Source organism: Segeticoccus rhizosphaerae (genome assembly GCF_005222685.1).
Classification (GTDB): domain Bacteria; phylum Actinomycetota; class Actinomycetes; order Actinomycetales; family Dermatophilaceae; genus Segeticoccus; species Segeticoccus rhizosphaerae.
Window position 1 is genome coordinate 61871 of the sequence record NZ_SWMA01000010.1, and the last position, 21537, is coordinate 83407.

At 68.1% G+C, this 21537-nt stretch carries 25 protein-coding genes; 13 read left to right on the top strand and 12 right to left on the bottom strand.

Annotated elements, in window-relative coordinates; all coding sequences use genetic code 11:
* Positions 1-32: 32 nt before the first annotated feature.
* The 3 genes from FCN22_RS09445 to FCN22_RS09455 are packed head-to-tail and all read right to left on the bottom strand — an operon-like array spanning position 33 to position 1293.
* A complete protein-coding gene (locus tag FCN22_RS09445; protein ID WP_137121300.1) occupies positions 33-680 on the bottom strand; it encodes a DUF305 domain-containing protein in 648 nt (215 codons plus the stop codon).
* Positions 681-700: 20 nt separating this feature from the next.
* On the bottom strand, positions 701-1081 hold the full coding sequence (gene yajC, locus FCN22_RS09450; RefSeq protein ID WP_137121301.1) for a preprotein translocase subunit YajC: 381 nt from the start codon (positions 1079-1081) through the stop codon (positions 701-703).
* Positions 1078-1293 carry a hypothetical protein gene (locus tag FCN22_RS09455; protein ID WP_137121302.1) on the bottom strand — a complete coding sequence of 72 codons (216 nt, stop codon included), beginning with the start codon at positions 1291-1293 and terminating at the stop codon, positions 1078-1080. Before FCN22_RS09455 ends, yajC begins: the two co-directional genes overlap by 4 nt.
* Before the next feature lie 109 nt (positions 1294-1402).
* On the opposite strand from FCN22_RS09455, the gene FCN22_RS09460 reads away from it, so the two are divergent.
* On the top strand, positions 1403-1930 hold the full coding sequence (locus tag FCN22_RS09460) for a hypothetical protein (protein ID WP_137121303.1): 528 nt from the start codon (positions 1403-1405) through the stop codon (positions 1928-1930).
* A gap of 53 nt (positions 1931-1983) precedes the next feature.
* Here the strand turns inward: FCN22_RS09460 and FCN22_RS09465 are convergent, their stop codons facing one another.
* From FCN22_RS09465 to FCN22_RS09490, 6 genes are all read right to left on the bottom strand, one after another.
* A complete protein-coding gene (locus FCN22_RS09465; protein ID WP_202911497.1) occupies positions 1984-2238 on the bottom strand; it encodes an SHOCT domain-containing protein in 255 nt (84 codons plus the stop codon).
* A 70-nt stretch (positions 2239-2308) separates the two neighbouring features.
* Positions 2309-2725, bottom strand: a complete 417-nt coding sequence (locus tag FCN22_RS09470) for a hypothetical protein (protein ID WP_137121304.1) — start codon at positions 2723-2725, stop codon at positions 2309-2311.
* Between the two features lie 505 nt (positions 2726-3230).
* Entirely contained in the window at positions 3231-4193 is a 963-nt protein-coding gene (locus FCN22_RS09475) for a M56 family metallopeptidase (protein ID WP_137121305.1), read from the bottom strand.
* A complete protein-coding gene (locus tag FCN22_RS09480) occupies positions 4187-4609 on the bottom strand; it encodes a BlaI/MecI/CopY family transcriptional regulator (RefSeq protein WP_137121306.1) in 423 nt (140 codons plus the stop codon). The genes FCN22_RS09475 and FCN22_RS09480 overlap by 7 nt, the downstream gene beginning before the upstream one ends.
* A gap of 463 nt (positions 4610-5072) precedes the next feature.
* Positions 5073-6425: a dihydrolipoyl dehydrogenase family protein gene (locus FCN22_RS09485; protein WP_137121307.1), complete on the bottom strand. Its 1353-nt coding sequence runs from the start codon at positions 6423-6425 to the stop codon at positions 5073-5075.
* A 268-nt stretch (positions 6426-6693) separates the two neighbouring features.
* The gene (locus FCN22_RS09490; protein ID WP_137121308.1) at positions 6694-6993 is read right to left on the bottom strand and encodes a thioredoxin family protein; all 300 of its coding nucleotides are present in this window, start codon (positions 6991-6993) and stop codon (positions 6694-6696) included.
* A 55-nt stretch (positions 6994-7048) separates the two neighbouring features.
* Between FCN22_RS09490 and FCN22_RS09495 the strand changes: the two genes are divergently transcribed.
* Entirely contained in the window at positions 7049-7510 is a 462-nt protein-coding gene (locus tag FCN22_RS09495) for a heavy metal-responsive transcriptional regulator (protein ID WP_137121309.1), read from the top strand.
* On the top strand, positions 7410-7736 hold the full coding sequence (locus FCN22_RS22800) for a class I SAM-dependent methyltransferase (protein ID WP_162308175.1): 327 nt from the start codon (positions 7410-7412) through the stop codon (positions 7734-7736). Before FCN22_RS09495 ends, FCN22_RS22800 begins: the two co-directional genes overlap by 101 nt.
* 882 nt (positions 7737-8618) lie before the next feature.
* Here FCN22_RS22800 and FCN22_RS09505 read toward each other — a convergent pair.
* Complete coding sequence (locus tag FCN22_RS09505; protein WP_137121311.1) at positions 8619-9188, bottom strand: class I SAM-dependent methyltransferase; 570 nt, start codon at positions 9186-9188, stop codon at positions 8619-8621.
* Between FCN22_RS09505 and FCN22_RS09510 the strand changes: the two genes are divergently transcribed.
* The 10 genes from FCN22_RS09510 to FCN22_RS09555 all read left to right on the top strand — a co-directional run bounded on the left by FCN22_RS09510 (position 9169) and on the right by FCN22_RS09555 (position 20104).
* A complete protein-coding gene (locus FCN22_RS09510; RefSeq protein WP_137121312.1) occupies positions 9169-9906 on the top strand; it encodes an SAM-dependent methyltransferase in 738 nt (245 codons plus the stop codon). The genes FCN22_RS09505 and FCN22_RS09510 overlap by 20 nt on opposite strands.
* A 987-nt stretch (positions 9907-10893) precedes the next feature.
* Positions 10894-11973 carry a phospho-N-acetylmuramoyl-pentapeptide-transferase gene (gene mraY, locus FCN22_RS09515; protein ID WP_137121313.1) on the top strand — a complete coding sequence of 360 codons (1080 nt, stop codon included), beginning with the start codon at positions 10894-10896 and terminating at the stop codon, positions 11971-11973.
* 124 nt (positions 11974-12097) lie between these two features.
* The gene (locus tag FCN22_RS09520; RefSeq protein ID WP_137121314.1) at positions 12098-12724 is read left to right on the top strand and encodes a thioredoxin-like domain-containing protein; all 627 of its coding nucleotides are present in this window, start codon (positions 12098-12100) and stop codon (positions 12722-12724) included.
* A complete protein-coding gene (gene lnt, locus FCN22_RS09525; protein ID WP_238384632.1) occupies positions 12721-14412 on the top strand; it encodes an apolipoprotein N-acyltransferase in 1692 nt (563 codons plus the stop codon). The genes FCN22_RS09520 and lnt overlap by 4 nt, the downstream gene beginning before the upstream one ends.
* Positions 14413-14535: 123 nt before the next feature.
* The gene (locus FCN22_RS09530; RefSeq protein ID WP_202911498.1) at positions 14536-14820 is read left to right on the top strand and encodes a hypothetical protein; all 285 of its coding nucleotides are present in this window, start codon (positions 14536-14538) and stop codon (positions 14818-14820) included.
* A 411-nt stretch (positions 14821-15231) separates the two neighbouring features.
* Positions 15232-15849, top strand: coding sequence for a TlpA family protein disulfide reductase (locus tag FCN22_RS09535; protein WP_137121315.1), 618 nt, complete (start codon positions 15232-15234; stop codon positions 15847-15849).
* Positions 15846-16598 (top strand): cytochrome c biogenesis CcdA family protein, encoded by a 753-nt coding sequence (locus FCN22_RS09540; protein ID WP_238384633.1) that lies wholly within the window; start codon positions 15846-15848, stop codon positions 16596-16598. Before FCN22_RS09535 ends, FCN22_RS09540 begins: the two co-directional genes overlap by 4 nt.
* On the top strand, positions 16598-18205 hold the full coding sequence (gene resB / locus FCN22_RS09545; protein ID WP_137121316.1) for a cytochrome c biogenesis protein ResB: 1608 nt from the start codon (positions 16598-16600) through the stop codon (positions 18203-18205). Before FCN22_RS09540 ends, resB begins: the two co-directional genes overlap by 1 nt.
* Positions 18202-19203, top strand: a complete 1002-nt coding sequence (ccsB, locus tag FCN22_RS09550) for a c-type cytochrome biogenesis protein CcsB (RefSeq protein WP_137121317.1) — start codon at positions 18202-18204, stop codon at positions 19201-19203. The genes resB and ccsB overlap by 4 nt, the downstream gene beginning before the upstream one ends.
* 1 nt (position 19204) lies before the next feature.
* Positions 19205-20104 carry a prolipoprotein diacylglyceryl transferase gene (locus FCN22_RS09555; protein WP_137121318.1) on the top strand — a complete coding sequence of 300 codons (900 nt, stop codon included), beginning with the start codon at positions 19205-19207 and terminating at the stop codon, positions 20102-20104.
* Between the two features lie 37 nt (positions 20105-20141).
* On the opposite strand, the gene FCN22_RS09560 is transcribed toward FCN22_RS09555, so the two are convergent.
* A complete protein-coding gene (locus tag FCN22_RS09560) occupies positions 20142-21101 on the bottom strand; it encodes a M56 family metallopeptidase (RefSeq protein WP_137121319.1) in 960 nt (319 codons plus the stop codon).
* Positions 21098-21505, bottom strand: a complete 408-nt coding sequence (locus tag FCN22_RS09565; protein ID WP_137121320.1) for a BlaI/MecI/CopY family transcriptional regulator — start codon at positions 21503-21505, stop codon at positions 21098-21100. Before FCN22_RS09565 ends, FCN22_RS09560 begins: the two co-directional genes overlap by 4 nt.
* Between the last annotated feature and the right edge of the window lie 32 nt (positions 21506-21537).

Sequence of the window (21537 nt, forward strand, 5' to 3'; positions counted from 1 at the left end):
CCTCCCGGGCCCGGCAGGCGGCTGCCGATGCTTCAAGGCTGCGCGCTCACCGGAGGCAGAGACTTTAGATACGAGCGCATCTGCTTGATCTGTGCGGACTGTTCCTTGTCGATGGTCATGGCCAGGTCCCGCAGCTTTGGGTGCTCGCCTCGGTGCTGGGCTTGCCCAGCCATCTCGACCGCCACCTGGTGATGAGCGATCATCATCTGAAGGTACATCCGGTCTACTCCAGGTCCGCTCATCATCGCGCCGCTCATCATCGGGCCGCTCATCATCGAGCCGCCATCCGTGTCGGCGCCATCCATCATCGAGCCGCCCATCATGGTGAAAGTCGAGCCCAAGTGGGGGTACCACGACGCGCGCCACGCGCGCATCTTCTGAATCTGGTCGCGCTGAGTGGTGATGATGTCGCGCGCCAGCCGCCGCAACTGGGGCCGGTCGGAGTCGGCGATCATGGCCTGCGTCGAGACGATTGCTCCCTGGTGATGCATGATCATCTGGTCCAGGAACTGGGCGTCAAATGGTGCTCTTCCGGAAAACTGGGCCATCATGTCGCCCGTCTGCTGGCCACCCGGCCGCTCAGCGGCCAACTGACCGGACAGTGCCGAGGCAATCCGTGGAGCTGCGTAGGCACCCCCACCAACGGCCAGCACCGCCACAGACACTGTGGCTGCGACCACGGCCGCACGCTGTCGAATCCTCACCGAGGGTCCTCCTCCTTAGCTGTCCACTCTGTGCGTGCATCGGTGTGTCGGCCACGCGGCGCATGGGCTCCATAGGATGCTGTGCCGCGACCCTGGATGGCCGCTAACCGGGTCGTGGCGTATCCCGGCCGCGGCGACGTATCGGCGCGTGCAGCACGGCCGCCGGGAGCCTGCACGCCGTCGTCGACCTGCAGGATGCGGATCTCCTCGCGAAGGTCGGCGATCTGCCGACCGATGTCGCTGCCGTCCTCGTGTCGACGATTGCCGCTCTCGGTGCCGGACATGGCGCACTGGGCCTTGCGCATCGGTCGAACGCAGAGGAAGTACACCGCGCCGACGGAGGCGAGAAAGATGAGCAACGCGATCGCCGTGCTCACCGGCCGGACTCCTCCTGCGCCCTGCTGGCGCGCTGGCTCTTGAGCTGCTCTACCTCTGCCTGCAAATGGGCCAGTTCCTGCGCCGCAGTGTGATCAGGTTGCTCACTACTCGGGTCGGTGTTCTTCTTCTGACCCCGCATCATCATCCACATCATGGCGCCCATGCCGACCGGGCATGCGAGCACCGCCAAGCCGAAAAACAGTTGCTCCATCGCGGCACCTCCGAAATCCATCTACGATATCCGTACGTAGACAGTACCTCATCCAGGACGGACAGGACATCTCAGGAGGACAGTTGGTAGCCGACAGGACCGGGCCGGCATGGTGCCGCCGGTGAACGCCCGCTTAGCCAGAAGACGTGCACGTACGTGGAGTTCGTTGCTCATCGCGGTGATCCTCGGCACCGCGGTCATCGGTGCCGTCGGCGTGCTCCTCGTGTGGGCTGTCAAGCCCAGCGAGCCGAAGGCGGCGATCGTCTTCGACCGGGCTCCTAGTGTGGTGGCACCGCAGCCCAGCGGCACAGTTTCAGGTAGTGCCGTCCGTCAGGTGCATCAGGCTCTCCATGTGCTCGCCAGGAACTGCCCGTCCGGCAAACCGGTCCATCAAACGAACCACGGCGACCGGGTCGGTGTCGCCGTCAACACGATCCTCGGCTTCGCCCGCGACCATCCCGATGCGCGCTTTGTCATCGACGACGAAAACGGCACGACCCTTGAACTGCTCGTCGTCACCCGAGAGCAGTTGCGCTCCTGCGCTCCCTCACTCCTTGGACGGGTCGACCGCACGCTGCCGCCGAGTTACCGGACAGCTGGGCCGCGCGACCCGCAGCTGCCAGGCCGCACCCGGTGACGGCCAGCACACTCCCGGACGAAGCGAGGCGCATCAGCTCCCCGGCTGAGGGGTCACCGGCTTGCGGGGTCTGCCAACGCGCTGGTGCGCTGGCGGTATTCCTCCTCGCTGATCTCTCCGGCGGCGTAGCGGCGCCGGAGGATGTCCCGTGGCGTGGGACCGGGCTCTGGGCTCGGTTCACGGTGACGCCGCCCCAGGTCCCGGGCGAGCCAGATGATGCCGAGGACGGCCAGGACGAGGATGGCCAACCCGATCAGGCCCCACAGCAGCATCCCGAGGCCACCCCACATGCCCATCGAGTTCATCATGTCATCGTTCCCTTCGCTTCGTTCCGGCGCGTCGGCCGGTCACCGGCGACAACGTGCTGGTCGGGCAGTGTCATTCCCCGGCCGCGAAGTCGTAGCGCGTGGGCACGTCCACCTTGTGGCCGGGCGTGCCGAACACCAGCGCAATCTCCTGGTGGGCTTTGAGCTCTATCGCGGCGGGATTGCCGGTGACCTTGCGCCCGTTGACGTACGCGCTGATAGTGCGGCCGTCCCCGGCGTGTAGAGAACCAACCTGGGAACGGTTGAGCTTGACGTTCCATTCGTTGAACACCTGGCCCAGAATGTACTGCTGGTCCTGGTCGGCTTCGATGTGAACCACGCCGCTGGTGTCATGGGTGTGCAGGCCGGACATCGCACCGGTGGCGGTGTCGATGCCGAGGTTGGCTGGGACGGTGAGGTGCCGGCCGCCTGCGACCACGTCCAGATGGATGTGGAAGTGCTGCATGCCACTGCTCATCGGGCCGTCCATCGGGGCAACCTTTAGCCCAGCTGCCTGGGCGCCGGCGTTTGGGTCGGTGGGTGCGGGCCAGGGGGGAGGGATCGCACCGCCGTAGGCGTTGGGGTATGGCAGGGGGCCACTTGCCTGGGCGGGAGCGCGGTTGTTGACGGTGACCACGATCACGGATGTCAGGCCCGCGGCCACCACGACGGCCACCGAACCCAGCAGCCAGGGCCTGCGGCGTTCTCGGCGACCGGCACGGGCCACCTGTCGACGCACCTCGGCACGCCGCGATCCATCGGACCCACTTTGCGCGTGGGGTCGCGACTTAGCTGTTGGGTGACCCACGCCAATTCCTCACTTCGTCTCGGGGGCTCGCTGAGGCTTCGCACTGCCGGTGGGGCACGGTCAGCACCGTCAATCGGCGGGCGTTCGCCGCGATGTCCGGTGTGGGCATGTCGCATACGATGCGAAGGTGCTACTACCTACGTACGTAAATAGTAGCACGGCGGTCGGAGTTGTGGACCTGCCAAGATCACGTCAAGGTCGAGCCGCAGCCGGCGAGGCCGCCGGTGGCGAGGACCGTGACCGCGATGGGCGCGAGAATCAATGCCGTCAGCACCACTGCCAACGTCAGCTGATGGTGCAGCCGCTGGGCGCGACTGGGCGGCTCCAGCAGCCGGGCCAGGCGCGCGGTGACGCTGCCGCCGGTCGCAGCCAGGATCCCGGGCCCAACCGGAGCGCTGGTTCCAAGTCTCAGCAGGGCGTCGAAGACGTGGCGCCGGTCGCAACTGCGAACTGCCGCGTCGTCGGCGCACAGTTCCGTGAGCCGGCCGACCGCCCGGGCGCCGGCGGTGAACAGGGTCATCCGTGGCAGCAACAGGGCCAACGCACGGGTCAGGGCGACCCACGTATGGTGGCGCCCGCGCAGGTGAGCGCGCTCATGGGCCAAGACCGCCCTCAACTGTGCGTCGGTGAGTAGGTCCCGGGCCGGTCTGGTCACCACGATGGTGCCGGGCCGGCCCGGCACGCAGTACACCAGCTGCTGGGTGGTGTCCAGCAGCACGGTCGTGCCGTCTGGCATGGGCTGTCCGATCAGACGCGCCGTGAGGGCGTGCTCGTGCGTGAGCCGTCGTCCGCGGAGCAGGTTCTGCGCCACACGCGCCGCGCCGATCAGTAACGTGACGACGACGAGCACAGCGAGAGTCAGCAGCCCGAGCTGGATCATGGCCCCGTGGGCGCCGACCGCCGCGGCGCTCACTGTGGCGACGCAGGCATTCACCACTTGGGCGGAGCCACCCGACAGGGTGGCGGTCTGCGCCACCAAGAGGGCCGCGGCCGCCGCCCATGATCCCAGCACAGTGAGCATTGCGACCAGCCACGCAGCCAGTTCGAAGCGGGGTGCGCTCCCCGACCCGGTCCACCTCGCCAGCGCGACGGGGGCGAACACAGCGGCGACGAGCCCGTAAGCCGCCAAGCAGATCGCCAGGCTCAGCATGGCCGCCGCTGCCCCAGCCGGGCAAGCAGGCCGTGTAGCGTGCCGGACTCCTCACGGCTCATCTCACCAATGAAGTGCGTCAGCACGGCTTCGGTGTCGCCGCCAACGGCCAAGGCCTCCCGCATCAGCCTCGCACCGTATTCGGCCCGGCTTGCCGTGGCCCAGTACCGGAACCGCCGACCGTCCTTGCATCGGTCCAGCCACCCCTTGTGGTACAGGTTGTCCATCGTGCTCATCACGGTGGTGTACGCAATGGCACGCGTCCGCTGCAGATGCTCATAGATCTCCCGGACGGTGACCGTCTTACGGGTATCGCCCGGCCCCTCGGCCGGCTCGGTAGCGTTCCACACCAAGCGCATCACAACCGCTTCCAACTCACCGAAACCGCGCACACCGTCTCCCCGGTCAACCTGCATCTACTAACTCCGTACACATATCGTAGGTGACCGACGTGTCCTCCTGCGATAGTCGCGCCGTGCCCGAAGTACCGGGCCCCAACGAACCGCACAGGACTTCAGAGCCTCCGTGCAGACGACTTCGGAACCCGACAGCAACCCGCGCGAGCGAGGCCGCCATGTGTGGGACCGCGCGACTTCCCATCCGTGAGCATTTTGTAGGGCTCCCAGGACTCACCGCCGAGTGGGTTGGGAACTTGCTCTCAGTCGCCCAGCAGCAGGTGGTGCCACGCTCCTCGACAACAGCGCGAAGGAGCCCTCGCCGGCGAGCCGGGCCTGATTGGTGTCGTCCTCGGGGCGAAGTGACTTCGACGCCGAGGTGCTCCAGCCTGCCGCCCGGTCCCGAGTTCTGCATCAGGACCGCCGGCTGGCCGCTGGCGGGCGCAACGGGATCGCTCCAAGCTAGCTGACGTTCGGATGCGAGTCAGAGCATCGATCCGAGGTCGGAGCCGACGCTGGGGTAGGCGGCGGTCATGGATTTCAGCTGGCGCGTGGTGAGGTCAAGCTTGATGGCCAGTCCGAGGAAGTTGATCAGTTCGCCGTACTCGGGCCCCAGCAAGTGTGCGCCGAGGATCCGGTCGCTGGATCGGTCGATGAGGATCTTGGCGGTGGCCGTGGTCTCGCCGATCCGGTAGTTGGAGTACCAGCTAGTGGTGTCGCTGTAGCGGACATCCACGTCTAGGCCCTGGTCGAGGGCCTGTTGTTCGAGCAGTCCGACTCGGGTGAGCTCGGGGATCGTGAACACCGCGGTCGGCACACCGCTGTAGTCGGGGACGGTCCTCGTCCCCTTGAGCATGTTGGAGGCGGCGACCTTGCCTTCAACGACAGCGACCGGGGTCAGCGGCATACCTGGGCTGTCGGCGGCGTCGCCGGCGGCGTAGACCGCCGGGTTTGTTGTGCTCTGTAGATGCTTGGCCACCCGCACGCCGCGAACTCCCCACGCGACACTGGCAACGTCGAGGTCCAGCCCGGACAGCTGTGGCGTCCGGCCGGCACCGTGGACGACCAGGTCGAACTCCATTGTCTCGGACTTGCCGGATCGCTCGACGGTGACCTGATAGCCGCTCCCGGTCGGTTCGACCGCGGTGATCGTGGTGGAGCGGCGCACCTCGATCCCGACGTCCGCGCCGCGGGTGATCAGCAGTTCGACCAGGTCAGGGTCGAACGCCTTCAGGGGGCGCGCTCCGTGGTCGATGATCACCGGGGTGCTGCCGGCTCGAGCGGCGATGTGGGCGAACTCGAAGGAGATGAACCCGCCACCGACGAACAGGAGCCGCGGCGGGAGTGCCGGCAGGTCCAGGAAGTCGGTGCTGTCGATCAGATGCTGGTGGCCGGGGAAGTCGAGCCTGCGTGGGTGTGCGCCGGTGGCGATCAGGACGTGCCCGGCTTCGCGGGTTGTGCCGTCGACCTCGACGCGGCTGGTGCACGTGAACCTGGCTTGGCCGTGCAGGGTGGTGACCCCGTTGCCGGTCAGTCCGCGCTCCAGGTTCTGCGGCACCGGGTCGGTGAAGCCGTGCTTGTGCTTCATCAGGTCGGCCCAGTTGATCGCCAGGTCGCCGGCGTCGATGCCCTTTCCGCGCATCAGCCGGGCGCTGTCGATGATCTCCGCGCCGCGCCGCAGGATCTTCTTCGGGTCACATCCGCGTAGCGCGCAGGTGCCGCCGTAGGGCAGAGCGTCGACGATCGCGACGTCCCAGCCCTGCGCGGCGCACTTGTTGGCTGCCGAGATGCCGGCCATGCCGGCACCGATCACGATCAGGTCGTACCGCTTGGTCATCTCGGGAGCTTTCTCGCGGATGGTGCCTGGAGGTCGTCGTGTTCGTCGGCAGCGCTGTGTCTCACGCTGGTCCGGCTGAGGTCAGCCGCAACGCCTTTGGGGTCGGCGCCGCAGCGCGAATGCCACCGGTTGCTCGGCCGAGGACGATCGGGACCCAGCTGCCCACCCAGATGCCCGCGAAGGCGCCCAGCAGGCCCGACCGAGAGCAGGACGGGCAGTTCGCGCCACGCCGACGAGGGTCCTCGTGGCACCGTCGATCGAGGGGCGATCACGCGTCGGTGAGCGCTGCGTGCAGTTGCTCGGCAGAGGGGGCGCCGGCCGGCCCGTCCGGGGTCGCGTACACCCGACACGCCAGCCCGACACCCGGATCGCCCTGGGCGAACGGGTCGACGCCGTTGACCAGGATGCTCGGCGAGCCGTGGAAGCCGACCCGCTCGGCCTCCTCGACCGTGTCCACCAGCCGCCGGGTCACCGTGATGTCCGCGCGCCCGGCGGCGATCTGGGTGACGCGCTGGTCGGCGAGCTTCCAGTTGGGACAGCCGTCGAAGTACAGCAGGGTGATGTCCATGACCAAGACGCTATACCTTGCTCTGCGGTACAAGGTCAAGCGGTAGATTGGCCAAATGTTGATCGGTGAACTCGGCGAGGCCGTTCGGCTGCCAAGCCAGACCATCCGGTTCTACGAACGTAAGGGCCTGCTGCCCGAACCGTCACGGGCCGCCAACGGGTACCGCGACTACGACGAGTCGACCATCATCCGAGTGAGGTTCATCCGCGCCGCCCAGGCCGCCGGCCTCACCCTCGTCGAGATCCGCAGCATTATCGACCTGCGCGATGATGGCCACGTGCCGTGCGCGCACGTGACGACCCTGATCGACGGCAAGCTCGCCGACGTCCGAAGGCGCATCAGTGAACTCGCCACCTGGCAGACCGAACTCGAACAACTCCGTGACCGCAGCCAGCGGCTGGATCCAGCCGACTGCAGTGACGCGGACATCTGCCACATCCTCTCGACGGCCGCGCGGCCGCCCCAGGCAGCTGACCGGTCTCGACCTCAGCCCGGCCACGCTGGCACAGGCGCGTGACCGAGCCAGCGGGCTGGGTCGGCACGTCGACCAACGCCTCGGCGAGGCGCAGCTCCTGGACTTCCCCGATGCCAACTTCGACGCTGCCGTGGCCACGCTCGCCCAGTGCAGAATCCCCGACGAGCACGCCGCCGACGCCGAAATGACGCGCGCGCTACCACCGAGAGGCCACCTGGTCCTGCGTGAGCATGTAGCCAGCCCGAATGGCGTCATGCGGGGCGTGTAACGCCTCATAGATCCGGTCACCGTCCGGTTCGAAGGCGATCACCGGCTCCGTCGACCCGAGGGCGCGGTCCGCGTCGCCAGGCTGGTCATCGATCAGCTGACCGCTCCAAGTTGGGCCTCGTGCTCCGCTTGACCGCGTACAAACCCAGCACCACCCCGACCCCACCGTCGGGCCCGCCCCGGCGACCCCACGCCCCCTATGGTCTGACCATCTGTCGCCCGGAGAAGTACTTGCTGGCCACGCGTCGCCATCAGGCTCTCGGCCGCGTCTCAGACCTCGTGTCCCTTGAACGGCCGCTCTACCGGGCCCCGCGGCTACATCTGCAACTGGTCAACCCGCCGCCGGTGCCCCAGTCCTGGACAGCGGCTGCAGAACCGGCCTCGACTTCCCTGGCAACCTGCAGGCCATCGGGGCCAGTGGACGACTCGTCGACCCGGACTCCGGCCAAAGGATGCTCGGCCGGGCACGACGGCGCATCGTCGCCGAGACGGCGACGCCTCCTGCCCGCACGGCGGCCCTATACCGCCTACTGGCCGCGCGGGGCGGCGCCGACCCGCACCCGGCGGAACCCTGGAAACAACTGGCCCAGAGCGTCACGCTCACCGCACACGAGCAACGTCGCAGCGGTCGCATTCACATCGCAACCGCGCAGTACCTCATAACCGGAGGAGATTGACGGCGGCGGCCGGTAACCTCCGCACCCACTCACCAGGACCGGGGTGAGCGGCGGTCTCTGATCGCGGTCCGCCAGCGGACCGCAGCGACCGGGCGGACCAAGGACACGACCCCACTGGGCTGTCAGCGGTGTGGCGGCACGGTGGCCCATGCGGCGAAGATACCGATCTCAGCAGAGACCCCGACCGAGGTCTTGGAGACCACGCATCATTGCATGCCCAGCGACGCATACCCGTACTCCTGCAACCGCGACCGCGCGAAGTGATCAGCGACCTGCTCGGGAGAGAACCCGAGCCACAGGTCGGCCTGTTCGGTGCGCATCCACTCGTACTCGTGCGCCATCTCATCGGTGACCGCGATCCGGCCACCGGGCCGCACGACTCGCGCCATCTCGGCGATCATCGCGGCCGGGTCCGGTGCGTGGTGCAGGACCATGTTCGCGACCGCGGCGTCCACGCTGTCATCCGGTAGCGGCAGCGCGTCGATCTCGCCCTCGATGAGAGTGACGTTGTCCGCGCCGAGCGCATCCAGCGACTGGCGGGCCACGGCCAGCATCGCCGGCGCGTTGTCCACCCCAATCACCGCTGCGGCCCGGCCGGCCAGTCCCGCAGCGACGAAACCGGTCCCGGTGCCCACGTCAGCGACGGTGCTGACCTCGCCGAGCTGGGTCCGCTCGGCGAGCGCGTCGATGATGTCGGCGTTGTAGAAGCTCGAACGCATGTCGTCCCAGTCGCCCGACACCCGCTCGAAGAACTCCTTGACCGCTTCGCTGTCCATTGCCCTAGCGTCGCACGCCGCCGCCCACCGCGGCAGCAAGCCCGCGCACCTCAACTACGATAACTGTGGGAGCGGCAACGACGACCTGGCAGCGCACTGGAACGCCGCGTACTCGCGGGAGGAGTCCTCGACGAGCTGGTACGAGCAGCAGCCGCGCATGTCGCTGTCGATGCTCGACCAGGTGGGAGTCGGTAGCGATGCCTCGATCGTCGACATCGGCGCGGGAACTAGCCGGCTGGCCGACACGCTACTTACTGTAAGCGCGGGCACACCGACGTCACCGTGGTGGACCTGTCCACGGTCGCAGTGCACGCTGCGCAGGCTCGCCTCGGCGACCAAGCCGCACTGGTCCACTGGGCTGCCGCGGGACGTGCGCACGTGGCGACGTGGCCGGACTTTCAACGCATGGCACGACCGGGCAGTGCTGCCCTTCCTCACCTCAGATGCTGACCAAGTCAGCTACCGCCAGACCCTCGCATCGGTCACCGCGACCGGCTCGATCGCCGTCATCGCCACCTTCGCCCCCGACGCACCACAACAGTGCTCCGGGTTGCCCGTGGCCCGCCACACGGCCGACCTGGTCGGGCCCGAGTGGACCTTGACCGCGGAAGCCCGCGACGAGCACGTCACGCCGTCGGGCATGTGGCAGCCGTTCACCTGGGCCGCGCTGCGTCGTAGCTCAGCACCCCGTCAAACTCCGCAAGGACAGCGACGCTGAACTCGGACGAGTCGCCGACCCGCTTGGTGGCAGGCCCGGGCTCGGCCAGCGGCGAGCATGATCCCCTCATATCAGCCGGTCTCCAAGTCGTGGCGAGCAGCGTATGCGTCGTACTTGCGCCGCGGACTCCGCGGCCGCCTCCCCACCAGCGGACGGGCTCCACACCTTCCCGCAGAGGATTGGCAATCGGGGCACTCCGACGAGTCGTTGGAGTGCCTGCTCCGATCGAGAGTGTGAGGCGATTCGTCGAGCCGCCGTGTGGTAGATGGCGTGCTCATCCCGCAGACCGATGGCGATCACGTCGCGTGTCGCCTCGCCGACCTGGCGATAGACGAGGCGGATCCGTGATGGCCGTGGGCCAGGTCCTTGTCCTGAGCGGCCCGTGGTCATCGTTGGCTCACACCCGAGCGAGTCCTCAGCGCGTGGCGCGGTTAGCCGCCACGGTCAACCTGGGACGGACACAACTTACCCCTAGGCTCGATGCGCCGCGGCACGAGCTTCGGCCACCGCCAACTCCCAGATGTCATGCCTGCCGGTGGCGGTGACCTCGACGCCGCGCTGAAAGCTGCCTGCCGTGAGGACCAGTCCCCAAGCCGCATACGGCCAGCAGGGGCGTCTCCATGAAAGCTCCCGCCGATACCCGCGCCGAGCATCTTGGAGATGAAGGAACCGAGTCACCAAGGGTGGCGACGGACCAGTGCACCCGTTGCAAAGTCGGCCTCCCTGCGCTGTCTCCTCGCCCAACCTCTCTCAGGCCAAGCCCAGCCGGCTAGCGCTGATACTATGCCCTCTAGTAGCGGCCTGGTCAGGAGGCCACGCGACCCGGCACAGCACCATGAGAGGAGGAGATCATGAGCGCGCCCGCACTCTGTCCAATGGTCGCCTCCGCTAATCGCCGGTCGGCCCACTCCCACTGTCGTGATCGTGATCTCGGCCGTGATCGTTGCGATGGGGTGCATCCGTGTTCACGGACCTGACGGCAGCTGGATGACGGAGATCCTCCTCGCCCTCGCAGGTGGGCTGATCCTCTCCCTGAGCTCGACGCCCTTGTTCGCCAGGCTGCAGGTCCGCGAGGGGAGAGATCAGTCCTTCCGCGACGACGCGCCCGTCTCTCATCTCGGCCAGCGCAGGACACCCACCATGGGCGGGGCCGTCATCGTTGCGGCAGCCCTGCTCGCTTACGTGCTCGCCCACGTACTCACACTCACCTCGGCGACCGCGAGCGGTCTGCTCGTCCTGCTGCTGATGGTGGGGCTCGGGCTAGTCGGGTGCTTGGATGACTACATCCAGACACCCCACCAGCGCAGCCTTGGTCTGCGTCGTCGGACCAAGCTCACCGGACAGGCACTCGTTGCGACCTTGTTCGCGGTCTTGGCGCTGCAGCTTCCAAACAGTGGCCACCGCACCCCAGCGAGCACCTTCATCTCGTTCGCCCGCGACACTGACATCAACCTCGCCTTCGCCGGCCCGGCGCTCGGACTGGTCCTGTTCGTGCTCTGGGCGAACCTGCTGATCGCCGGAACCAGCAGTGGCGTGAACGTCACCAACCGGCTCGATGGTCTGGCCGCAGGTGCAAGCGCGATGGTGTTCGGCGCCTACGTCCTAATCGGCATCTGGCAGTTCAGCCAGGACTGCCAGTCCACCCCCAGTGCCCAATGCTACGAGGTGCGGGACCCACTCGACCTCGCCGTCGTGGCAGCAGCAATCGTCGGCGCCTGCTTCGGATTCTTGTGGTGGAACGCTGCGCCGGCCAAGGTTCTCATGGGGACCACCGGCTCGCTGGCGCTGGGTGGGGCGCTGGCTGGGCTGGCGGTCACCACTCGAACCGAGTTATTGGGCATCGTCCTTGCCGGTCTGTTCGTCGTCGTCACGCTGGCGATAATCCTCCGGGCCGCTGCAGGCACGCTTGCTGGACGAGGAGCCTTGCGCATGACGTCACTGCCAGCTCATCTCGGGCTGGCGGGCTGGAACGAGGTCACCCTCGTCATCCGCCTCTGGATCATCGCTGGGCTCTTTGTGGCGCTCGGACTCGGCCTGTTCTACGCCGAATGGTCCTTTCGCCCATGACCATTGAGACGGACGCGTCTGCCGAACCGTCCCGATATGCCGACCGGACGCGGCTTCCTGTCGCTGACGGAGGTCGGCCCTCGTCCCCGAGCATCCACGCTGCATCTCATCCGAGTTGGAGACCATGAGCCGATCGAAACGTTCCCGCAACAACGAGTCCACCCGCACCGAGCGTCTGGCCCAGGTGCGCCGCGCCCAGGCCCGGCAGGAGCGGCGCCGCAAGATCGCGATCTGGGGCGGGACCGCCACCGCCCTGGTGCTGATCGCCGCGGTGGTGGCGTTCAGCATCATCCGGGAGCAGGCCAACCAGCCCACCCTGGCCGCGGTGCAGACCTATCAAGAGCAGCGAGGCCACGTCACCACCCCGGTCGACTACGCCCAGACCCCGCCCGCCGGAGGGGAGCACGCACCGGTCTGGCTCAACTGCGGGGTCTACGACCAGCCCGTGCCCAACGAGAACGCGGTCCACGCCCTGGAGCACGGCGCGGTCTGGATCACCTACCGGCCCGACCTGCCCCAGACCCAGATCCAGACACTGCGCAAGACGATCCCGGACACCTACGCGGTCCTGTCCCCCTACCCCGGACTCGACTCCCCCGTGGTCGCCTCCGCCTGGGGCAAGCAACTCAAACTGACCGGAGCCGACGACCCACGCCTGCCCGCGTTCATCCGCGCCTACCGGCAAGGACCGCAGACCCCCGAACCCGGCGCCGCGTGCACCGGCGGCACCAACGGCACCACCGCCCCATGAGCGGCCGCACCCCAGCCGAGCAGAACCACCCGACCCCACACCGCGGTGGTCTTCGCCGAGGCATCACGGGCCCGCGGGCACCCGGGGGCAAGCTCGCGATGGCGCCCGTGCTCGCCGTCGGCTCAGGTCTGGCGCTCTGGCTGGCGTTCCCCACGCTCAACCTGTGGCCACTCGCCATCCTCGGCGTGGCCCTGCTGGCACTGGCCACCCGCGGGACGGGTCTCTGGCGCGGCTTCGGCCTGGGGCTTCTGTGCGGGCTGGCGTTCTTCATCCCGGTACTGTCGTGGTCAGGCACCTACGTCGGCGCGCTTCCCTGGTTTGCTCTGGCCACCCTCGAGTCGCTGTACTTTGGCCTGCTCGGTGCCGCGTCCGGTCTCCTGCAAGACGTACGTCGTCCCCTCATCCGTCGCACCGGCCTCGGCCGCCCCCGAGTCCGCCCCCTGGTCATCGCGATCTTGTGGGTGGCCCAGGAGTGGCTGCGGTCGACGACCCCGTTCGGGGGATTCCCCTGGGCGCGTCTGGCCTTCAGCCAGGCGGACTCCCCGCTGCTGCACCTGGCGGCCTGGCTGGGCGTGCCAGGAGTCACCTTCGGCGTCGCCCTCGCCGGAGGCGTGCTGGCAGCAGGCCTCGCGCACTTCCTCGAGGCGACGACCGGACACGGCATCACCGCTCGCCTGGCAGTAGCGATCCCGACGATGGCGGCACTGGTGGGGATCACCGCGCTGCCCGGTTTGATCCCCACTCCGGTCCAGGGACCCCCGGCTGCCGTTATGGGCGTGCAGGGCAACGTCCCGCGCGCCGGGCTGGATTTCAACACGCAGCGCCGGGCGGTCCTGGACAACCACGCGCGCCTAACCGAGGTGGCGGCAGCGTCCGTCCGGGCCGGGGACGGTCAGCGCCCCGATCTGGTCGTCTGGCCAGAGAACGCCTCCGACATCGACCCGCTGCGCAATGCCGACGCGGCCCGCGTCATCAGGGATGCCGTCGCCGCCATCGGTGCGCCCGTCATTGTCGGCGCCGTCTTGGAGGAGCCGTCCCCGAAGGTGTCCAACGCGAGCCTGCTCTACGTTCCAGGCAGCGGTGTGGTGGACCGCTATGTCAAGCAGCACCCGGTTCCGTTCGCCGAGTACGTCCCCTACCGGTCGTTCTTTCGGCAATTCAGCTCGAAGGTGGACCTGGTCACCCGGGACTTCACGGCCGGACGCGAGACCGGCATCTTCCGGGTGCCGTCACGCCGGGCGGGCACCATCGTCGCGGCGCCGGTGATCTGTTTCGAAGTGGCCTATGACGGGCTCATGCGCGATGCGGTGGGCCAGGGCGCCAACCTGCTCGTGGTGCAGACGAACAACGCGACGTTCGGCTACACGGCCGAGTCCGAACAGCAGCTGGCGATCTCGCGGCTACGCGCGGTCGAGCACGGCCGGTCCGTGGTACACGTCTCCACCGTCGGGGTGAGCGCGCTGATCACGCCCGACGGGGCGGCGCACCAACGCAGCGCGTTGTTTACACCGACGCTGCTCAGCGGCGACCTTCCCGTGCGTAGCCAGACCACGGTCGCCGACCATCTCGGCCCGTGGCCCGAGCGGCTTGCCGGTGCGGCGGCTGGACTGCTCATCGTGACCGGACTGGTCCGGCGCCGCGCGAACGGGTCCGGCCGTTGGGCGACGCCCACGTCCCGGATGGTGTAACCGCGCTTCACCTCACGGCGGTCCCGTGTCGTATGCATGCCGGGTCCCCTGACCAGCCCGAGACCCGTACTACTATCGTCCCTAGTTGTAGACGAGCATTCCCCAGCCCAGTGAGGTGTCCAGATGCACGGGTCCGACAAACCAGACGACGCGCGCAAGACGTCACCAGGTCAACATGACACGGCAGCCAAGCCCCAGCGAGACCCGGAGGCCGAGTACCGCCGGAAGAGACGCATCATTCGCGCGGGGCAGGCGTTGATGGGGCTCGGTGTGCTGGTCGGCTTGCAGCACTTCCTGTTCCACCTCGGGACATTCGGGGCACAACCTTCGGGTTGGCAGGACCTGCTGATCGGCTACCCGACCGCCGGCGTCCTGGTCATCGCGGGCGCGATCGCGGCCGGACGATGACTCCACAGCCGCTCAACGCGTCACTGCGCCGGGTTGCCCCGTCGCGGAGGCGGCCACCTCAGCGGATGTACCCGTCCACCCCGTCGGTTCGACCCTGGAGGGCTCGCGGGTGACGCACTCGGTATGGCCTGCACTGTTCGCGATAGGCGCACTGGTCGCGCTCACTGCCAGTTGGCGCTACCGGTTACCGCCGGGGCTTCGTTACGCCACGTCCGGATGGGGTCTGGCTGCGGCGCTTTGGCCGATGATCATCCCGGCCATCCGTGTCGACCGGTGGGATCTGGCAGCGTGCATCGGTGCGACGGCTGTATGCGCCATCGCGATCGCGCACGCCAGCCGAACCGGTCTGGCTCAGCTGCGGCCGGGCTGGTCAACGGAGTTGGAGCACTTGACCAGCCCGGGAAGTCGACCATGACGGGCCGCCACGTAGGCCCGACGAGAACCACGAAAACCGTCCTGGTGGGGGCGATCCTCGCGGTGACCGTGTTGTTGGTGGGTTGCGGATCGGACCCCAATTCCATCTCGGCTCAAGCGCGTGCCGGGGACGACAAGGGATACATCGCCGGCGACGGCACCATCGAGCAGATCGCGGCCGATCGCCGAGGGAGCCCGTTGCAGATCGCGGGAACCACACTGGCTGGGCAGTCGTGGTCCCTCGCCAAGGAGTCCGGCAAGGTGGTGGTGCTGAACATGTGGGGCTCGTGGTGTGGCCCGTGCGTCGCCGAAGCACCCGAGCTGCAGAAGGCCTGGCGGCAGTTCCGGGCCGCGAAGCAACCGGTCCAGTTCATGGGGCTCGATTTCAAGGAGGGCCCGGCGGCAGGGCGCGCGTTCGAGCGCAAGTACGGCATCACCTACCCGTCCCTGGCCTATGACGGTGGAGCCACCCAGCTGGCCCTGCGCGGCCAGGCACCCACGGTGCCGACCACCTTGGTGGTCGACCGCCAAGGTCGCATCGCGGCCCGGATACTGGGCCAGACGACGGAGCCCACCCTGACCCGTTTGGTCAAGACCGTGTTGGCCGAACGGTGATCGTCGGGGTCGGGTCGACGATCGCCGAGGGGTCCCTCCCGCTGGCGCTGCTGATCGCCGCGGCCGCCGGGCTGGTGTCCTTCGCCTCGCCCTGCGTCCTGCCGCTGGTGCCCGGCTTCCTGGGCTATGTCACCGGTCTTTCCGATGTCGCCATCGCGCGACGAGATCGGCGACGCCTGGTTCTTGGCGCCCTGCTGTTCATCCTGGGCTTCAGCGTCATCTTCGTGTTGGAGGCGGCGGCCTTCGCCTCGCTGGGCGGCCTGTTGCGTGAGCACCAAGGCACCCTGATGAGGGTTGGTGGTGTCTTCGTCATCCTGATGTCCCTGATGTTCATCGGGGTGGGCGGCGCACGGTCATGGACGATCCGGTGGCGTCCAGCCGCCGGTCTGGCCGGGGCGCCACTGCTCGGGATGGTCTTCTCCGTGGGCTGGGCCCCCTGCATGGGACCCACCCTGGCGGCTGTCCTGACATTGGCCACCACGACCGCGGACCAGCAGGCCGTCGCCCGGGGCGCCACCCTCGCGGTGGCGTACAGCCTGGGGCTGGGCATCCCGTTCCTGCTGATTGCGGGAGGATTCGCGCGGATCGAGGTGGCCACCAACTGGCTGCGCCGACACCATCGCGCCATTCAGCTCTGCGGCGGCGTCCTGTTGGCCATCGTCGGAGTGCTGCTCGTAACGGGGCTGTGGAACACGGTGAACACTGCCATCCAGACGCGGCTAGTCAACGGCTACACCACGGTGCTGTGATGGTACGGACTCGCCAGCGTCCAGCCAGCGACGCTCGCCCCGGCCAGCAGGCGAGCATCGCCCAACCCCGGCTGGGACCCTGGGGAATGTCGCGGTGGGCCTGGCGGCAGCTGACCAGCATGCGCACGGCGCTCTTCCTGTTGTTGTTGCTCGCGATCGGTGCCGTTCCTGGCTCCATCTGGCCGCAACGCAACATCGACGCCTCTCTCGTCACCGACTATCTCGCCAGGCACCGGTCCACCGGTCCCTGGTTGGACCGACTCGGCTTCTTCGACGTCTATGCCTCCCCGTGGTTCGCCGCGATCTACCTCCTGCTGTTCGTCTCGCTGGTCGGCTGCATCGTGCCGCGCACCCGGTTGCACTGGCGGGCCTTGCGGGCGAGGCCACCCCGCGCGCCGCGCCGCCTTGACCGGCTTCCCGAGCACGCCGAGGCTGTCGTCGACGGGTCACCCGTGGAGGTGCTTCGTTGCGCACGGCAGGTACTGCGGGCCAAACGGTTCCGGGTGCACGGCCATGACGCAGTCTCGCTCAGTGCCGAGAGCGGTTACCTGCGTGAGGTCGGTAACCTGCTCTTTCACGTCTCCTTGGTCCTGGTGATCGTCGCGGTCGCCGTCGGGCACCTGTTCGGATGGCGCGGCGACGTGATCGTCCCCACCGGCCAGACCTTTTCCAACACCGCCTCCTCCTACGACACCCTCGACCCCGGACCATGGGTCGACACCTCCGCGCTGCGCCCGTTCTCGCTCACCGTCGACCAGTTCGACGTGAGCTTCGAAGACCGCGCGGGGGGCGCGCAGTTCGGTGCCCCACGCGACTTCACCGCCTACACCACAACCACCGACCGGCCCGGAGCCAAACCGAACCAGCAGGTACTTGAGGTCAACCACCCACTCTCCCTCGGTGACGCCTCGGTCTTCCTGCTCGGCAACGGGTATGCACCCGTGCTCACGGTGCGAGACCGCACCGGCAAAGTGATCTACCACCAGGCGACCCCGTTCCTGGCCCAGGACAACAACTACACGTCGGTGGGCGCGGTGAAGCTGCCGGGAGCGTCGCCCCAACAGCTGGGCTTCTACGGCCTGTTCCTGCCGACCGGCCGGCTCGACCCCCAACGCGGCCCGGTATCGGACTTCCCCGGCCTCAAGGCTCCACGGCTCGCGCTGGGCCTCTACGAAGGCCAGCTCTTCCCCGGTGGCCGACCACAATCGGTGTACGCGCTGTCCACTGAGCAGATGACCAAGGTCAAAGGCGCCGATGGACGCCCAGCCCTGTTCTGGTTGTCTCCCGGACAAACCCTCCAGATCCCCGGGGACCGAGGCACCATCACCTTCGACCGGGTGGACCGGTTCGCCGGCCTCTCGATTCGTCACGACCCGGGCAAGGCCCTGGCCCTGTGGGGGTCGCTCGCGGCGTTGGCCGGGCTCATCGCTTCACTCACCATCCGGCGCCGCCGTGTGTTCGTCCGGGTCAGTCCCGCACCAGGCAGCAGCCACGCCCAAACCACACTCCACGTCGGCGCCCTGGCCAAGGGCGAGGACACCCAGCTGGCCGCCGTGCTCGACGACCTGCTGGCACGAATCTCGCAACAGAGAGGCAGTAATCCATGACCAACGAGACGCTGGTCCTCTACTCCAACCTCAGCTTCTACTCCGCCATCGTGGTCTTGACCCTGGCCATGATGGCCTTCGCCATCGATGTGGCGCGCGCCGCGGCCGGAGCCAGCGCGACCAAGACCAACGCCCGCGAACGGGTACCAGTCCCGGCTGGCTCGTCGTCGCGGACGGGCGACCCAACCGGCAGCGGCCCGACCGCTGGGACAGCTGATCACGCCATCGAACCGGCACCCCGCACGGCCGCCGGGATTGCCATGTCAACGACATGGCTCGCCGGGACACTTCTGGTCGCGGGAGTGGTGATGCGCGGACTGTCCGTCATGCGGGTGCCGTGGGGCAACATGTTCGAGTTCGCGACCACCGGCTCGACCGTGGTCATCCTCACCTTCCTGACGATCAGCCTGACCCGGGACCTGCGCTGGCTGGGCCTGTTCGTCGTGGGGCCGACTCTGCTGACGCTCGGGCTGGCGGTGACGGTCTACTACACGGCCGCCAGCCAGCTGCTACCGGCCCTGAAGAGCTTCTGGCTGGTGATCCATGTCAGCGTCTCGATCCTGGCCGTCGCGTTCTTCACGATTGCCTTCTCGGTCACCATCTTGTTCCTGGTGAAGACATGGCTGGAGCGGATCGCACCGGATCGACTCTCACGGGCACAGAGGGCCGTCGCCGCTGCCCTGCCCAGCAGCCGGTCACTGGACCAGACGGCATACGGACTGCACGTCCTGGCGTTCCCGCTGTGGACATTCACCCTGATCGCCGGCGCCATCTGGGCCGAACAGGCTTGGGGCGCCTACTGGCAGTGGGACCCCAAGGAGGTGTGGACCTTCGTCATCTGGGTGGTCTATGCGGCTTACCTGCACGCCCGGGCCACCACAGGCTGGTCCCGGCAAAGGAGCGCCTACCTCGCCCTGGCCGGCTACGGATGCGTCCTGATCAACTTCATGGTCGTCAACGTCTTCTTCGTCGGCATGCACTCCTACTCGGGCATGTGACATGGCCCCTGCCGCTGCCGCGCCCACGCTCGACTTCACCTATCCGCCGATCCCGTCCGTCCTCGGCATCTCTCCCCATGGCATCCTCGCGGCGATCGGCATCGCGCTGGGCGCATGGTTGATCCTGCGGCGGCTGCGGCAGGAGGGCCTGCCGGTGGAGCCGGTCGAGGCGGCGCTGCTCTGGGCCATCCCGGCAGGAATCATCGGCGCCCGGGTGGACTACGTCATCTCCCACCCGAGCCAGTTCGACTCGCTCTGGCAAGCCCTCGCGTTGTGGAACGGCGGAATCGCCTTGTTCGGCGCCCTCATCGCCGGGTTCGCCACCGGGTGGGTCGTCCTGCGCCGGCACCACGCGCCCATCCTGCGCATCTTTGACATCGCGGCACCGGCGGTCGCGGTGGCCATTGCCGTGGGCCGCATCGGAGACCTGCTCCTGACCGACCATCTGGGCCGGCCAACCGACAGTTCGTTTGCCCTGGCCTACGTCGTCAAGGCGGGCTACCACCTGGCACCCGGGTTCGGCCCGAGCCCGGCCGTCCCGCCAGGGGCCGGGGAGTCCTGCAGTGACGTTGGCCGCTTCTACGCCGGATGCGGCTACCAGCTCTCCGCCGGGTATGACCTCATCGGTGCCGCCCTGCTGGCGATCGTCCTGTTCGCCTTGGCCAGACGGACACGACCGACCGGTTTCCAGCTGTCCGTGTTCGGTCTCTGGTACGGCCTGCAGCGGCTGCTGCTGGACTTCACTCGAGGGATCGACGAACGCCCCATTCTGGGTTTGACCGGGACCCAGCTGCTGGCGGTGCTGGTGATCATCGCGAGCGCCGGCGCGCTAGCCCGCATCGGATGGCCCCGGATCGGGCTGTCCCAGGATCCGTCTCCACCTACTGACCCCAGGAGGTGAGCGGCCCGCCGAGCACCGTTTAGGCGCGCTGGCCAGGTCAGGCGCTGGTCTGCGACGGGGCACAGTACGGCATCTGTCCAGCCGTCACGGCCGGTGCCGATACGACGGCCAGCGGGGTTGCCAGCACCAGCCCGATCGCCACCGCGATCAAGGACCGGCGCACCAACCCCACCGCGCGCCTGGGGTGCACGAGCCGGTGCACCCGGTCGAAGGCAGCAACATCGGCGGCCGCCAACGCTGCTACCGGGACGCTGCCCTCGGCCATGCGCACCAGCGCGGAGGCCACCGTCTGCCGTCCACCCATGCCCGCTGCAGCGTCGTCCGCGATCATCTCCAGCAGCCGTGCCTGCTCGCTGCGCGCCCAGCCAAGGCCGGGTAGGAAGGGCAGCGCCGACGCTATCGCACGGCTGGTCGCCATGACCAGGTGGTGCCGTCCGCGCAGGTGGGCCCGCTCGTGGGCCAGGACCGCAGCCAGCTCGACGTCGTCCAGGACGCTCGTTGCTGCACTGGTCAGGACCACGGTTCCGGCGCGGCCGGGCAGGCAGTAGGCGATGGGCAGAGGGTAGTCCACGATCAGCGCGCCGAGAGCCTCGTCGCGACGAGCTGTAAGCCGCACCGCGAGCAGGTGGCTGGTGCGTTGCCGACGCGCGACCACCAGGCCCTTGCCGACCAGGTAGCTCACGCGGATGCCCAGTATCAGCGTCACCGCCGCGGCGGCGCCGTGACCGATCATGCCCAAGGGCGTGGAGAACTGCGCCCGCAGCTCGGTGAGGCAGGCATCCAACAGGTCTGCGGCGCTGCCTCCGCTCAGAGTTGCCGGGGCGAGCAGACTCAGCCCCGCCAGCAGCAACGACGCCACGACCGACACCGACAGGGACTGCCAGGCCAGCACGCCCAGCCGCGGCGCACCCATGGGCCATACCGCGTGGCGCAGCCACGCCGCTCCAACGGTGCCCATCGCCACCGCGTAGGCAACCAGCACGAGGGCGAACATCATCGCTTCCTGCCGCGATGGCGACCATCGACCCTCGACGCGACGGCACGATCCTCGCGTCCGGCCTCCAGCGAGGCTCGCAGAAGTTCCACCTCGGCAGGACTCATCTGGTCGACAAACCGCAGCAGGGGCGCCGTCCGGTCCTCGGCATCGGCCAGAACGGCCGCAATCAAGTTCGCCGAGTGCTCGGCACGGCTCTGGGTGGTGCTGTACCGGTACGCGCGGCCATCGGCCTGGCGGCTCAACAGCCCCTTGCGGTGCAGGTTGTCCATCACCGTCATGACGGTCGTGTAGGCGAGCGTGCGGTCCTGGTTCAGGTCATCCAGGACCTCCCGGACCGTCGCCGGGCGTCCCCAGGCCCACAGGCGGTCCATGACTGCTGCCTCAAGCTCTCCGAGCTGCCGCACGCCAATCGACTCCTTGTCCTTGAGGTCTGCCT